Source organism: Bacillus sp. DE0042, assembly GCF_007680225.1.
Taxonomy (GTDB): domain Bacteria; phylum Bacillota; class Bacilli; order Bacillales; family Bacillaceae_G; genus Bacillus_A; species Bacillus_A wiedmannii.
Map to the genome: position 1 here is coordinate 1,523,323 of NZ_VEJP01000001.1, position 14,999 is coordinate 1,538,321.

At 37.3% G+C, this 14,999-nt stretch carries 16 protein-coding genes; 2 read left to right on the plus strand and 14 right to left on the minus strand.

The window, feature by feature from the left end:
• Positions 1 to 138 precede the first annotated feature (138 nt).
• Positions 139 to 627 (minus strand): GNAT family N-acetyltransferase, encoded by a 489-nt coding sequence (locus FS802_RS07595; protein ID WP_098653943.1) that lies wholly within the window; start codon positions 625 to 627, stop codon positions 139 to 141.
• A gap of 98 nt (positions 628 to 725) precedes the next feature.
• Complete coding sequence (locus FS802_RS07600; RefSeq protein ID WP_098653944.1) at positions 726 to 2,060, minus strand: FAD-dependent oxidoreductase; 1,335 nt, start codon at positions 2,058 to 2,060, stop codon at positions 726 to 728.
• A gap of 200 nt (positions 2,061 to 2,260) precedes the next feature.
• Here FS802_RS07600 and FS802_RS07605 point away from each other — a divergent pair, with 200 nt between their 5' ends.
• Entirely contained in the window at positions 2,261 to 2,683 is a 423-nt protein-coding gene (locus tag FS802_RS07605; RefSeq protein WP_098653946.1) for a hypothetical protein, read from the plus strand.
• Positions 2,684 to 2,726: 43 nt separating this feature from the next.
• Here FS802_RS07605 and FS802_RS07610 read toward each other — a convergent pair whose 3' ends face one another.
• Together FS802_RS07610 and FS802_RS07615 are read right to left on the minus strand one after the other, a co-directional pair.
• Positions 2,727 to 3,959: a TcaA 3rd/4th domain-containing protein gene (locus FS802_RS07610; protein ID WP_098653947.1), complete on the minus strand. Its 1,233-nt coding sequence runs from the start codon at positions 3,957 to 3,959 to the stop codon at positions 2,727 to 2,729.
• A 19-nt stretch (positions 3,960 to 3,978) separates the two neighbouring features.
• A complete protein-coding gene (locus FS802_RS07615; protein WP_098653948.1) occupies positions 3,979 to 4,764 on the minus strand; it encodes a zinc ribbon domain-containing protein in 786 nt (261 codons plus the stop codon).
• Between the two features lie 196 nt (positions 4,765 to 4,960).
• Here FS802_RS07615 and FS802_RS07620 point away from each other — a divergent pair, with 196 nt between their 5' ends.
• Positions 4,961 to 5,794 carry a hypothetical protein gene (locus FS802_RS07620; protein ID WP_098653949.1) on the plus strand — a complete coding sequence of 278 codons (834 nt, stop codon included), beginning with the start codon at positions 4,961 to 4,963 and terminating at the stop codon, positions 5,792 to 5,794.
• 14 nt (positions 5,795 to 5,808) lie between these two features.
• Here the strand turns inward: FS802_RS07620 and FS802_RS07625 are convergent, their stop codons facing one another.
• From FS802_RS07625 to trpE, 10 genes are all read right to left on the minus strand, one after another.
• Positions 5,809 to 6,492 carry a DUF2278 family protein gene (locus tag FS802_RS07625; protein ID WP_098653950.1) on the minus strand — a complete coding sequence of 228 codons (684 nt, stop codon included), beginning with the start codon at positions 6,490 to 6,492 and terminating at the stop codon, positions 5,809 to 5,811.
• A gap of 90 nt (positions 6,493 to 6,582) precedes the next feature.
• The gene (locus FS802_RS07630; protein ID WP_098720243.1) at positions 6,583 to 8,082 is read right to left on the minus strand and encodes an L-lactate permease; all 1,500 of its coding nucleotides are present in this window, start codon (positions 8,080 to 8,082) and stop codon (positions 6,583 to 6,585) included.
• A 116-nt stretch (positions 8,083 to 8,198) separates the two neighbouring features.
• The gene (locus tag FS802_RS07635) at positions 8,199 to 8,552 is read right to left on the minus strand and encodes a DUF4029 domain-containing protein (protein WP_098653952.1); all 354 of its coding nucleotides are present in this window, start codon (positions 8,550 to 8,552) and stop codon (positions 8,199 to 8,201) included.
• Between the two features lie 74 nt (positions 8,553 to 8,626).
• Positions 8,627 to 9,403: a tryptophan synthase subunit alpha gene (trpA, locus tag FS802_RS07640; RefSeq protein ID WP_098708072.1), complete on the minus strand. Its 777-nt coding sequence runs from the start codon at positions 9,401 to 9,403 to the stop codon at positions 8,627 to 8,629.
• Positions 9,404 to 9,406: 3 nt separating this feature from the next.
• On the minus strand, positions 9,407 to 10,600 hold the full coding sequence (trpB, locus tag FS802_RS07645) for a tryptophan synthase subunit beta (protein ID WP_098653954.1): 1,194 nt from the start codon (positions 10,598 to 10,600) through the stop codon (positions 9,407 to 9,409).
• Positions 10,597 to 11,211, minus strand: a complete 615-nt coding sequence (locus tag FS802_RS07650) for a phosphoribosylanthranilate isomerase (RefSeq protein ID WP_098653955.1) — start codon at positions 11,209 to 11,211, stop codon at positions 10,597 to 10,599. The genes trpB and FS802_RS07650 overlap by 4 nt, the downstream gene beginning before the upstream one ends.
• The gene (gene trpC / locus FS802_RS07655; protein ID WP_098653956.1) at positions 11,208 to 11,969 is read right to left on the minus strand and encodes an indole-3-glycerol phosphate synthase TrpC; all 762 of its coding nucleotides are present in this window, start codon (positions 11,967 to 11,969) and stop codon (positions 11,208 to 11,210) included. Before trpC ends, FS802_RS07650 begins: the two co-directional genes overlap by 4 nt.
• Before the next feature lies 1 nt (position 11,970).
• On the minus strand, positions 11,971 to 12,996 hold the full coding sequence (trpD, locus tag FS802_RS07660; RefSeq protein ID WP_098653957.1) for an anthranilate phosphoribosyltransferase: 1,026 nt from the start codon (positions 12,994 to 12,996) through the stop codon (positions 11,971 to 11,973).
• Positions 12,993 to 13,580: an aminodeoxychorismate/anthranilate synthase component II gene (locus tag FS802_RS07665; protein ID WP_098720244.1), complete on the minus strand. Its 588-nt coding sequence runs from the start codon at positions 13,578 to 13,580 to the stop codon at positions 12,993 to 12,995. Before FS802_RS07665 ends, trpD begins: the two co-directional genes overlap by 4 nt.
• The gene (gene trpE / locus FS802_RS07670; protein ID WP_141546007.1) at positions 13,577 to 14,995 is read right to left on the minus strand and encodes an anthranilate synthase component I; all 1,419 of its coding nucleotides are present in this window, start codon (positions 14,993 to 14,995) and stop codon (positions 13,577 to 13,579) included. The genes FS802_RS07665 and trpE overlap by 4 nt, the downstream gene beginning before the upstream one ends.
• Between the last annotated feature and the right edge of the window lie 4 nt (positions 14,996 to 14,999).

The following is a 14,999-nucleotide window of genomic DNA, read 5'->3' on the forward strand; positions in this document are numbered from 1 at the left end:
ACCAATCGGGCTTTTACGGGCAGCCCGCCCCCCACCTAACTTCTTTGCTTTCGCTGAATTTTGAGGTGGGGGTCTTACTGCCCGTTAATGCGGGATAAAGTTAAATTTCAAAGTAATATACTAGGAGCATCGATTTCATTATATTTTAAACGTTTGAACGAGACATTCTTCATCATCAATTAACTGTGTCTTCTCATCAAATTCGATGTTTAGCTCCCTATATACTTTCTTCCAAAAAGAAACAGCTGGTACATTTTTCACAAGTTCGATAACGAAATATTGTCCTCGTTTCTCTTTTAGTACATTCTCAATAACTTGTTTACCGATTCCTTTCCCCTTGTACTGATTCAATATGAAAATGTCATTTATACCAAAGTCGTTTTCCTTCTTCAAAAAAGGACGTTCCAGTAGTAATAAAAATCCTACAATATCATTATCACTTTTAATAAAATACGGAGTGATTCCGTCATTTTCCCAAAACATGTGCAAATCTTCGTATTCAAAAAATCCATTTTCCCCAATCGTTATATTAGGAGTGAATGTAGAGAGGTCATGAAGATATAGTGCGTACAAATTACGCAATATTTCTTTTTCTAATTCTTGAACTGTTTGAAGTGTTACAACCATTTTAAAAATCCCCTTCCCTATATGTAACTATTTCCCCCTTTTTTATTCGGCAAAAAGGATTATTCCCCTTTAACGAAAAAAATAGCACTTAAAAAGTGCTATTCCGCTCGTCTTGCCGCTTGCTGAATTGGATCCCAAACGCTGTTATATGGTGGTGCGTAACTTAAGTCGACATCTTCTAAATCGTGAATGCTCATTTTATTGAAAAGCGCCATTGCAATCACATCAATCCGTTTATCTACACCTTCTTCTCCAATTACTTGTCCACCTAATAATTGTTTCGTGTCAGAACGATATAGTAATTTCAAATAAAGTGGTTTCGCATTTGGATAATAGCCCGCCATATTTGTGGAATCTACTTTGACCGTTTTATACGGAATATGTAGCCCTTTTGCTTCTTTTTCATTTAAGCCTGTTCTTGCGAGCGTCAAATCCATAAATTTAATAATCCCTGTACCTAACGTACCTTTAAAGGCTCTTCGTTTATTAAGCATATTCAGTCCAGCAAGTCGCCCTTGTTTATTGGCAGTCGTTCCGAGCGGAATATGATCATGAATTTCCTTTATAACGTGGTAATGTGTTGCGCAATCACCAGCTGCATATACGTCCTGCACATTCGTTTGCATATATGTATTTACTTCGATTGCCCCTTTATGATTTGTACGTATATTTGTTCCTTCAAGAAAATCAGTATTCGGCTTCACTCCAACAGATACTAAAACAAGATCCGCTTTATACGTACCTTTATCCGTTTCAATTTGTTCCACTCTTTCGTTTCCTTTAAACGCTTTTACATTTTCATTTGTTAAAATTTCAATATGATGTTTATCTGCTTCTTTATGTATATACTCCGCCATATCTGCATCATAAATTGTACCGATATGATCATTTCTCTCAATCATTCTTACTTTCTTACCAAGTTCGACGAATGTTTCTGCCATCTCAAGTCCAATTGCACCGCCGCCAATAATCGTTACATCTTCAACTTTATTCGTCTCTAACGTTTTTAATATGCGCTCAGCATCCGGAATTGTTTTTAAAAGATGAACGCCTTGTAAATCTCGTCCTTCCCATTCCGGCATAACAGGGCGTACTCCAGTTGCAACTAGTAAACGGTCATATGGAAATTGAAAAATATCTTTCGTCTCTGTATGCTCTGCGTACACCATTTTCTTTTCCGTATCGACTTTCGTTACTTCATGACGCACTTTCGCATCAATTCCGTATTTATCACGAAACGCCTTTACATTGCGCGCGATTAATTTTTCTGTTGAAGCGATAGCACCACTAATGACATACGGTAATCCACACTGAGCGTACGAATAAATTTCACCTTTTTCTAACGTCACAACATTTGCATTTTCATCGTTTCTAACAATTTGCATAGCTGCACTCATACCAGCTGCATCTCCGCCAATAATGACATAGTTCACTTTACCACTCCTTCTTTTTTTACATACTCTTTACGCTTTCCATATTTTATAGAAATAACACCTACTTCCATTTTAAAGAAAGATAATTTCATCTTCAAATTTGGTGCACAAACCTATACTTTAATAGGTAACCGTCGTGTCTTATAAACAACATGTTTAATATGCTATAACAGTAACAATTGAAAGTAGGTGAAACATACATGTGCGCCGGCCTTCTCGCCCAGCTCCGAGATGAACCGAAAGAACCGAAACCCGCCGTCTCACTTGACCAAGAATTTTCCATTAATGCAACAATATACAGCGCTCGTGCTTGGTTATCTAAAGATGATACGTTTGCGCAAGATATTTGGAAAGCTACCCAATTCGCTTCAGCATCACATGCTGGCAAGTCCATCTTTCCAGTCGGTTCTGTTAAAATTTTGAATTTTTCTGACGATACAATAACTGTTACTGCTTCACCAGAATCAGATCATGCGCTCAAAATAGTCGTACCACCCCATTCCGAGGCAGCTCTAACTTCTGGTCCTTTATCCCATATACAAGCTAGTACATCAGGAGGATCAAGTAAAGTCACATTTCTCTTTCACATCTTTTTCTCAAGGGATCCTGGTTCAGATAAATAACCATAAAAAAGGTACAGTTATGCACTGTACCTTTTTCACGTGTTTATTCTCTTGATTTGATGAGTTCAACATTATAAGTTTCAATATCTGTTAGCTTTCCTGTAAAATATGGATTTTCTCTATACCAAGACTGTTTTGAAAAATACGCTTGCATATCTTTCGTTTGAAACATATGTCCATGTCTTGCGTATATTTCGTTTCTCGCTATTTTCAATTGTTCTTTCGATAAATACGTTAAATCTGAACTCGTTAATTTTCGAACATCACTATCAGGGAAGATGAAACCATTATATACATACCGATTCGTAGGCGGAGTAACATTGTAAACAACTGTTTTTTCTGTACTTTTCTTCTGGAATGGAAGAGTATAAGACGAAAGTGCCGTTACCGTTTCTACCTTTGTCGTTTCCCGTCCACTTTCTCCATTTCGTTCTAAATAAATCGTCGTACTTCCATCAGTTGCTACCGGTCCCCACGTAATTTCTTCTCCAGCCAGCGCTATAACTGGTTTTTGATTCACATACAATGTTGCACCAGGCGCGTTCGTTTGTACTGTAATATATTGCCCTTGCAACGTTAAATCTATCGTTACGTTATTTTGACCTTGTTTCATAAGTACAACCTTTTCTTCACGTGATAGTTTTACATAGTCATTTTTATATTCTGATTGAAACACTTGAGCTCCTGGAAGAAACGGTCCATATTGCTTCTCAAACTTTTTGTCATCTGTTTTATCAATTTCTTTTCCGTTCATTTTTAAAGATGTACCTTTTTCATTTGAAAGTAAAGTCGTATAGTACGTCTTCGCTTTCAATTTATACCGATCAAATAAAAAGAAATACTTCCCGTCTTTCGTTAACGAAAAATCTGCTCTTTCGATTCCATCCCCTCGTTTTTCACCTTGCCTCAAATATTCTTTCAATTCATTCACGTAAGATGGATTTTCTTTTATATACGAAAATAGTGGCATTAAACTCTCTCTCGTTACAATAACTGATGGATCATCTGCCGTGACGATTTCAGCTAATTTGTCCCCGTCCCTCTCTTGTACAATGGTAATCATCCGGTCTACTTGTGCCGTCTGCTTATAATACGATGATCCGTACAAATACAATCCAACAATTGCTATAATAAGTAGTACTAAAAGTGTAATGCCAACTTTTGCACCGCTGCTCATGTTCTTCTTTACTACAAGATTTCCCCTCTTCATCCCGCAGTTTTGACAAAATTGTACCCCATCCTCAAAATGAGTCCCACAATTTGTACATATATTCATCCATTCAACCACCTTTTCGTTAGAAGCCAGTTAATCCCTGAGTAATGGTTTGAATTATCGTGCTAATGTAAGACCAAAGTACAATGAATGTTGCAATTCCGATTAAAACATTTGCGATAAAAAGTGTGTAGACAAGATCTAATCCACCGTTATCTAGTTTTACTATAGCTACAATTATACTAATTGCCATATACGTTGTAGCCAGGCCTAATAAAATTGGTAAGAAAAAGATTAATAAAAAGCTAAACAGAAAAGAAAGCACTAATATAGCAATAGCTGGCGTCGCTATCGTTCCCCATATACCGAATACTTCAAGAAACGAAAAAGATGATTTCATCATCTTACCACTTACACAAATAATAAATCCGATAAATAAAGTTAAAATTAGTAAAAATAAAAAGACCGTTACAGTGTCCAAAAAGAATGTAGGAGTAGATATCTCGGGTGCAAATGTTCTCGTAACAGCTGCTGCAGCACTCATCATTCTATAAAAAATACATGCAGCTAAAAAACAAATGAGAATGAGACTTACAATTCCATTTCGTACTTCAACCTTGCCGTTTTTCATAATCGCTGTCGGTGCTTTGAAAGCATGTTTAAAAAACTGAAAATACCCACTCGCAAATCGCTTCGCTTGCTCTACCGTTTCATTTGGGCGAGTTTCCTTCGCTTGTGCCGCGCGCGCTTGTTCCGGCCCTTCTTCTTGGCCACTACTTGCCACTACTTCCTCCGTCAACGAATGTCCACAATTCCCGCAAAACTTTGCCTCTGCTGCATTTTCCGTCTGACACGCCGGACATTTCATTCTCTCATCCCTCCCTGAGCATATACCATATAGGGTGTTACAAATTCAATATATGACTTTGGACATAAAACATGACTACAAGAAAAAGATTATGAAATCCTTCTTTCAAAAGAAAATATATGTGCTAGCAATCTTGAAAAATAATGCTATTATGAAACAGAACAAATAACATTTTTAACAGATTGGATGAAAGACAATGGAATTGGTAAACTCAATTTTTCAAATACTCCTTACAAGCATAATCCAATTATTTTCTTTAATTGGCGTTATCGTTGTAATTGGATTTCTATTAGGCTATTTAGAATCTCTCACACGAATGTATTGGTCGAGAGCTTTCGGAAGAAAAGGATTCCTTTTAACAGCGTGGATTGGTGTTCCGATTCATGAACTTGGACATGCAATTATGTGTGTACTATTCCGTCATAAAATTGTAGCAACGCAGTTTTTCCCAACAGATACAAGTCAAGGTGCTTTAGGCTACGTACAACATCAATACAATCAAAAAAGTGTATATCAACGAATTGGGAACTTCTTCATTGGGATCGGTCCTATTATTTCCGGCATTACTGCGTTAATCCTTTTAATGCGCTATTTCGTACCAAATTCATATTTCTTATTTAATACAACTCTCGAAAAAACAATCGCTTCTACTTCTATTAATGTAGAGATGGTTCAAAACATGCTCTTGTCGACGTTTGTATTATTGAAAAGTTTATTTACAATAAGTAATTTATTGAATCCTTCCTTTTGGCTATTTTTATTTATCGCCATTTGTATTTCTGCACATATCGCTTTAAGCAAGCCAGATATTAAAGGATCAATAGACGGTGTTATCGTCATGTTTATCGTATTATTTTTATTCAACATAATCGCAGGCCTGTTTCAGTACGACAGTAACCAGCTCATTGGCAAAATGATGAAGTATAATATGTACGTCATTGCATTTTCTAGTGTGGCACTGCTGTTCTCTTGTATTTCTACACTTGTTAGTTTTGGGTTTTATAAAATAAGAAGAGGGCGTTCAGTTTGAACGCCCTCTTCTACTCAATTATTTCCCTTATAATCACAATGCTCAACCGGAACGCGAGCATGTCCTTCTTCATCGGTACACCATGACTGCGACTGGAAGGCTAGAAAGATACCGATCCATTCTTCTTCCTTTTCAAAGTGAATGAGTATGCCTCCGTCTTGCCATATACCATTATCACCTTTCCATTTCTCTACATTTCCTTGATTCATATGAATATCATGTATACCGTTTCCTGGTTCAAAATGAAAATAAGAATCCGGTGTATTTTCTTCTGGTCCCCATCTTTCACCAAACGCGTAAATAATCGCTTTTTCCTCTATCGCTCGTTTTATATAACGTTCAATTTTTTCATTTAAATCATTATCCACTCCTGCTTTTTCAGCAGGTAAAGGAATCATTTGTTTCGAATCAAATACATTACCTCTTACGTAGTCTAAAGCAACTTTCGGTTCATTGTTTTTTACTTCTGTAAAACCGAACGGTAAAGTCGGTAAAATATGAATCGCCTCTGACCTAATATTATCACTCGCAAAATATAAAACTTCTGACGGATAACTTTGCGATTTCACGTTAATTGCAATACGATAATTTACTTCTGCTTCACCTTGTAAATGAACTTGATAATGAGGCGTTTTCCCTTTTCCAATCTTTGATTGTATAACTGTACCTTTTAACACGCCGTAGTTTTTTAGGGGCATACATTTCATCTCCTATTCATTTAGTAGAAGCTTTTCATCTTTAAAACATTATCCAATCAAATTAAAAATCCTCCTATGTCAGGAGGATTTTTAATTTCTCAACATATACCAAACAATAACCTCTACCACTACAAGCAAAACCGCGCCAAGGATCATTAAGGTCGTCTTCTTTAATAGTTCATTTTCACGATACGGGATATTACATAAGTAAGCACCGAGTGTAATTCGCGATGGACAAGCGATTGTCGCTACTGATGATGCGGTGTTTTGCAGTGTTGTGACGTATTGCCACGGGAGGGCTACGTTTTGCGCAGTTTGCATTTGTAGTTTTATGAACATCGCATTTGATCCTGCGTTACTCCCTGTTAAAAAGCCACCGATTCCGCCGATAAACGGAGCAACGAAAACGAAAAACGTTCCAAATGTTTCACCAGCTGTTTTTGCAAGCAATGCATGCATACCAGATGCACCCATTAGTTCTGAAATAGCGATAAACATTGTCGTCGTAATTGCAAATGGAATCCATTGTTTTATCGTTTGCGAGAGTGATTGTTTCATAATATGAGATGGAATGCGGAAGAAAATAATAGTAAATAAGCAAGTCATACCGAGCCAAAAACCTGGCGAATATAGTAGCTCTAGTTTGTAAGAGTATGATTTTAAATCAAGGACTGCATATGATCTGAATACATCATGTAATGCTGGTACGAGGCGAGAAAGCAAAATACAAACAGTTAAGAATATATAAGGGCTAATTATTTTTATAATAGATACTTCTCTCTCCGTTGCCGCAGCATGTTCTGTTATAAGATTTTGTTTATTTTTTCCTTTTAATTTAATGATAAGAAAGCCAAATGTAATTGTAATGATAGAACTTAATATACCTGCTAGTTCAACACTTACATATGCGTTAGAAAGATAGATTCCGAGAGAAAATAATAGAAAGAAACCGCATCCTTCTTTCCACTTTTCAATTACGGCCCGCCAGCCACCAACAACGTGTAAAGAAAGAATGACGAAATAAGCAAACATCGGGATACTTAATAGCGCTGTATTTGTACCGAGTGTTGTAAGAGGCATATTTATTAGTTGCGAGCCGATAATCGTACCAGTTGCCATTGCCCCCCATGAACTAGCTAGTAAGCCAATAAATGAGAGCAGTACAGCTTGAAACGGTTTATAACCTAATGAAAGAAAAATAGGTGCTGCAACCATGAAGCCAATTCCGAATCCACTTACTGATTCGATTAGCGGACAAATACCAAAACACATAAGGAGCATTTGTAATAAACGATCGTGCGTCACTTCTTCTAGAAAACGTGCTACTTGATCGATGTACCCCATTTTGTTCATGAGGTGAAATAAAAAAATACCGAAAAACAAAACGTACCCGACAATAAAACAAATTAACCAACCTTTAATCGTTGCGTGCACAATTTCACTTATCCCTAGTTGAAACGTTGGCGAGAGTAAAACGATTCCAACAGACACAACGTAAGCAATTAAAGAGGACCTTAATGACGTTTGTTTAAATAAAAATAAACAAATGAAAATCATCATAATTGGGATAAGTGCCAACAATATGGCCATGTTATCATCTCTTTTCATTAAAAATACAATTTTTAACTATTATATAACAGATGTCATATTTTTCAATTGTTTTTACAACAGTTGTAAAAAAGAAGCCAAACGGCTCCTTTTCACTCCTATTTTCTATTATCCTGAAAAACCGTCTGCTGTCCGACTATTTTGTCTAACACAACAAGCACAAGATAAGCACATATTACTTGCAATACAACGTTACCAAATTTCATTAATTCAAATGCATGGATCCATCGGAATAATTCATTTAATAATACAATTGAAACGATACTAAATAGTTCTATACTAATCGAAAATATACATATTTCTAAAATAGATTGCTCTTGAATACGAGTTAAGTTGGAAAAGATGAATACATATCCTAAAAATAGAGCCATCAACTCTATTTTCGTCATGCTAATGAGCCAAGCGTATAGTGGTACGGTTAAAAGAAGATATAGTAGTTTTCGTCTTAGCATGCTTTTTCACCCTCTAATTTATATGTATTTTCTGTATATTTTAACATTTATTACACAAAACAAAAAGAAGAGACTCACGCCTCTTCTTTTTGTTTTGTTGCCTGTATTAATTCACATATTTCTTCTCGCTTTTCATTTTCTAAAAGCTCAATGATTTTACTTCCAACGACTACTCCATCACATATTGTAATCATTTCTTCTACATGTTCCTTTGTTGAAATACCGAACCCTGCCACTACGGGTAATTGCGTATGTGATTTTACTTTTTCTAAGTAACTATGAATCTCACCTTTAAAGTTTTGACGTACTCCTGTTACGCCCGCTACTGTAACGGCGTAGACAAATCCTTCTGATTCACTCGTAATTTTTTCGATTCGCTCAATTGGGCTCGTTACTGTAACGAGTGGAATTAGCGCAATGTTTGCCTCTCGAAGTAACGGGGCAATAATATTTTGTTCTTCATACGGTAAATCCGGAACGATCATACCGTCTACCCCTGCTTCGATACAGTTTTCGATGAATCGTTCTTTTCCGAATGCGAGTACTGGATTTAAATATGTCATGAGTACAAATGGAATTTGTACCTCTTTCCTTACCTCTATTAATGCTTGAAAAATGCCTTTTACTGTTACACCGCTATCTAGCGCTCGTTTCCCTGCTCTTTGAATCGTTGGGCCATCTGCGACTGGATCTGAAAACGGGATACCAATTTCAACGATGCTTGCTCCTGCTTCGTCTAGAAAACGAATTCTTTCTTTTAATTTTTCAAGGCCACCATCTCCGCCCATTACGTACGGAATAAATGCTTTCTTACCATTTTCAAACGCTGCTTGAATTTTTTCTACTCCCATTTTTTACACCTCTTCCATATAACGTTTTATACTCTCTACATCTTTATCACCACGGCCAGATAAACAAATGACAAGTCCTTCTTCTTTCTTCATTTGCGGCGCTAATTTTAATGCATATGCGACAGCATGTGAACTTTCTAATGCCGGAATAATCCCTTCTTTTTTCGTTAATAATTGAAATGCTTCTAACGCTTCTTCATCCGTAATTGAGTGGTAAGAAACACGGCCGATGTCTTTTAGCAAGCTATGTTCTGGCCCCACACCCGGGTAATCGAGTCCTGCTGAAATAGAATGCGCTTCTTGAATTTGTCCTTCTTCATTTTGCAGAAGGTACATCATCGATCCGTGTAAAACGCCAACGCTTCCTTTCGTTAAAGTAGCTGCGTGCTTTTCTGTATGAACACCTTTCCCAGCTGCTTCTACACCGTAAAGAGCGACTTCTTCATCGTGTACGAACGGATAAAACATGCCCATCGCATTACTACCACCACCAATACATGCAACGACTGCCTCTGGTAATTTCCCTTCTAACGCTTCATATTGTTTTTTCGTTTCTTTCCCAATTACACTTTGGAAATCACGAACTATTTGCGGGAATGGATGTGGTCCAAGAACGGATCCCATAATGTAGTGTGTATCGTGTACATGTGAAACCCAGTAGCGAAGCGCCTCGTTTACCGCATCTTTTAATGTACCGCTACCTGCGGCTACGCTTTCTACTTTCGCTCCGAGTAATTCCATTCGGAACACATTTAATTTTTGACGTCTCACATCTTCTTCTCCCATAAAGATGACGCATTCTAATCCGAGTAGGGCACATACAGTAGCCGTTGCCACTCCGTGTTGTCCTGCCCCTGTTTCAGCGACAACTTTTTTCTTGCCCATTCGTACTGCAAGAAGTGCCTGACCGATTGTATTGTTAATTTTATGAGCTCCTGTATGGTTCAAATCTTCACGTTTTAAATAAATCTTTGCACCGCCGCAATACTTCGTCATATTTTCAGCGAAATAAAGCGGTGTTTCTCTTCCGATGTATGTTTTTAAATAATGATTTAATTCCTTTTGAAACGCTTCATCTTGCATCGCTTCTTTATATGCTTCTTCTAGTTCTAATACAGATTGCATTAACGTTTCTGGAACGTATCGTCCTCCGTATATACCGTAGTGACCTTTTTCATCTGGATATGCGTAATTCATTTGGAACACTCCTTCGCTTTTATAATAAATTGTTTTATTTTCTCTACATCTTTCTTTCCTTCTGTCTCCACTCCGCTACTTACATCGACCATGTATGGCTGAATAGTTCGAATCGCTTCTTCTATATTAAGAGCGTTTAATCCACCAGCTAATATCGTTTTCTCTCGCGACTCTTTTGACATATGTGCGAGTAACTCCCATGAAAATTTCTTTCCATTTCCCCCGTGAAACTTTTCTTTCGGACTATCAAACAATATATAATCCGCTTCATATGTTTGAGCGTTTTTCATATCTTCCTCCGAAGTCACTCCGAGCGCCTTTATAGACGGAATATTCAATCTTTTGATTTGATGATTATCTTCATCCCCATGTAGTTGCACATGCGTTAACCCACACTCATCTGCAATTTCCTGGATCACTTCTACTGATTCATTTACGAAAACACCGATCTTTAACACGTTTGCTGGAATCTCCTGAATGATTTCTTTCGCTAGCCTTGGAGTAATTTTTCGCTTACTTTCTGCAAAAACAAATCCGAGTGCATCAGCTCCGTATTCGCAAGCACGTTTTGCCGTTTCAACATCAGTAATACCGCAAATTTTCACTTTCATATGTTCACCTTACAATCTTCAAAAAAGGTAAGAATAGAAGATGATGTCATAAGTGCTTCTCCAACTAATACACCTTTCGACCCAGCTCGTTTGACGCGAATAATATCTTCTTTTGAATGAATCCCGCTTTCACTAATCCAAAGTAAATTCTCCTCGTTTAATCGTTTTCCAAGCTGTTCTGTTTGGCTTAAATCAACTTCGAATGTTTTTAAATTACGGTTGTTAATACCGATAACGTGCGGATTTAATTGGATCGCAATTTCTAATTCCTGTTCATCATGAACTTCAACAATTGCTTCTAATCCTTTTTCTAGTACGTAGCTATACAGTTCTTTTAACTTCTCTTTCGTTAACGCCGCTACGATTAGTAAAATAATATCTGCGCCAGCTTCATACGCCCTATCAATTTGAATCTTATCGATTATGAAATCTTTACATAAAAGCGGAATGTTACTTTCTCTTCTTGCCGTTTGTAAATCATGAAACGATCCTTTAAAAAATTGACCGTCTGTTAAAACAGAAACTGCTCCTGCGCCGCATTCTTCATATGTCTTCACTTGTTTTCGTACATCAACGTGTAAATTGATATCTCCTTTTGATGGTGATGCTCGCTTTACTTCTGCAATGACAGTAAACTGCTGTAATGCTTCTACAAGTGAATGTGTCTTTCTATTTTCTTTTAATGGTGTATATGTTTCATATAATGCCGCAACTTCCTTTTTCTTTTGGTCTACAATTTTATCTAAAATCGTCCCCACTTTAATTCACCCTTTCTAATTTTTCATTACTTGCTGCAATTAATAAGTTTAGTTTGGCTAATGCTTTTCCTGAGTCAATACTATGCACCGCTAGTGTAATTCCTTCTTCAATCGTTTCTGCTTTTCCATTTGCGAAAAGAGCTAGACCTGCATTTAATAAAACAGTATCACGGTAAACACTCTTTTCTCCACTTAATACGCCAAGCGTAATCTTTGCATTTTCTTTCGAATCCCCACCTCTAATCTCTTCGTTTTTCACTATTGAGAAACCATATTTCTCAGGATCAATACTCGTTTCTACTATTTCATTATCTTTTAAAATGACAACATGATTCTCTCCTTGTAATGATGCTTCATCTAAAAATCCACTTCCGTTTACGACAAGCGCTTGTTTTCTTCCCAGCTTCTGTAATACTTGCGCAACTGGTAGTAACATATCTCGTTTATAAATGCCGACAAATTGTGTTTCTAAATTTACCGGATTTGTTAAAGGACCAATTAAATTAAAAATCGTCGGCACATTCAATTCTTTTCTTATTTTCATAATGCGTCTTAATGCTGGATGCATCGCTGGCGCGAATAAAAATGCGATGCCGACATGCTCTAATAAATAATCAATTTCGTTTGGCGTACTGCTAATATTTACACCGAGTTCTTCTAATAAATCTGCACTTCCTGTTTTACTAGAAACAGCACGGTTACCGTGTTTTGCAACCTTTACGCCAGCTCCTGCGAGTACAAATGCCGATGTTGTACTAATATTAAACGTTTGGGCACCGTCACCACCTGTCCCGCAATTATCCATTGCTCCTTGTATATGGTTCGAAAACGGTAATGCCTTTTCACGAAGAGCTCGAACAAGGCCGTATATTTCTTCTGCCGTTTCACCTTTCGCTTTCAGTAAGACTAAGAAGGCTGCAATTTCACTTTCCAATATGTTTTCATTTAATAAAAGAAGCCCTGCTCTATACATTTCCTCTTCTGTTAAATGTTGTCCCTCCACTAATTTACGAAGATAGTTATTCATACTCTTTCCTCCTCCTTCACTTCTGTTAAAAAGGCACGTATTAACTTTCCGCCTTCTTCTGTTGCAATTGATTCCGGATGAAACTGTAGTCCGAATAGCGAATAATAATTGTGACGAACTGCCATAATTTCTCCATCGTCCATCGCTGTCGCAAGTATGTCAAAACACTCTGGCAAACTCGTTTGTGCTGCAACAAGAGAATGGTAGCGCATCGCCGTTAATGGCTGTGTTACATATGAAAAGATTGAAGTTCCATTATGTTTTACACGTGATGTTTTACCGTGTTTAATGCGTTCAGCTCTTACAATTTCTCCTCCAAATGCTGATATAATTGCTTGATGACCAAGGCAAATACCTAATATGGGAACGTTCTTATAAAAATGACGAATCACTTCGATACAAATGCCAGCATCCTCTGGTTTTCCTGGTCCTGGTGAAAGCACAATTCCTGTAGGATCCATCCCTTCTAGCTGTTCTATCGTTATTTGATCATTTCTTACGACTACAATATCTTCTTCGTATTCACCTAACAGTTGATACAAGTTATATGTGAATGAATCATAATTATCAATTAGTACAATCATTTCATTACCTCCAATAGTGCTCTCGCTTTATTTAACGTTTCTTCATATTCAGCTACTGGGTCTGAATCATAAACAATTCCCGCTCCTGCCTGAACATATGCTTTTTCATCCTTTACGACCATCGTTCGAATGGCGAGTGCCATATCAAGATTTCCAGAAAAACTAACATACCCAACTGCACCGGCGTATACATTTCTTTTTTCATTCTCTAGCTCATTTATAATTTCCATCGCTCTAATTTTCGGAGCTCCCGACACTGTTCCTGCTGGTAGGCAATACGCTAATGCATCAAATCCACTCATTTGTTTTCGCAATGTTCCGTAAACTTCAGATACAATGTGCATAACGTGGGAGTATTTTTCTACTTTCATATATTTATCTATCGTCACAGATCCAATTTCACTTACTCTGCCAATATCATTTCGCCCAAGATCTACAAGCATCATGTGCTCCGCTCGTTCTTTCTCATCTTCTAACAGTTCTTTTTCAATTTCCGTATCTTGCTCCTTCGTTTTCCCTCTCGGCCTCGTACCCGCAATTGGATTCGTCATCACCTTATCTTCTCTAACTGATAACAAGCTTTCCGGCGAAGAACCGAGTACAACATAATCTTGAAAATCGATATAGAACATATATGGTGACGGATTGGCAATTCGAAGTTTTCGGTATAACGCGAATGGATCACCGATACATTCACTTTGCAAACGCTGAGATAATACGACTTGGAATATGTCCCCGGCCCCAATGTATTCTTTCGCCGTTTCTACCATCGTGCAAAATTCTTTTTCTGTTATAGAAGAAGTGAATGATAATGTTGATCTTATTTCAGTTACTTCTGCTTCTTCTCCTTGTAACACTTCCTCTTTGTATACTTGCAATCTTTCATATACTTCTTCATAAGAAGCTGCATCATCTTCCCTGCATACATATACAAATGATAATTTTTGGCGTAAGTGGTCATACACGATAAACTCACGGTACAGTAAAAGGTGTACTTCCGGAATATTCAATGGATCGTGTAAATCTTCTCCAATGTTTTCATATTGCCGAATGACGTCATAACCAATATAACCAACTGCTCCTCCGCAAAACGGGAATGGATTGTCTACTTGAGCTGACGCGATTTCTTCTTCTAACACTTGTAGTACGTTACCTTGCAGCTTTTCTGTTTGGCCGTAAATCGTTCGTTCTACTTCCGTACCAACACTTTTCACTTCACCATATGGATTACATCCTAAGTAAGAATAGCGTCCTTTATCTTGATGAAGCTGCGAACTTTCTAATAAAAACTTTTTCTTTCCTTTCATACGTCTATATAAAGAAATTGGCGTAATGCTATCTCCTTCTTCTTCAGCGATTACTAAAAATGCTCTTCCCTGTTCTTTTTTCTTCATAAATTCCTCTTTTGTCATCATGCCT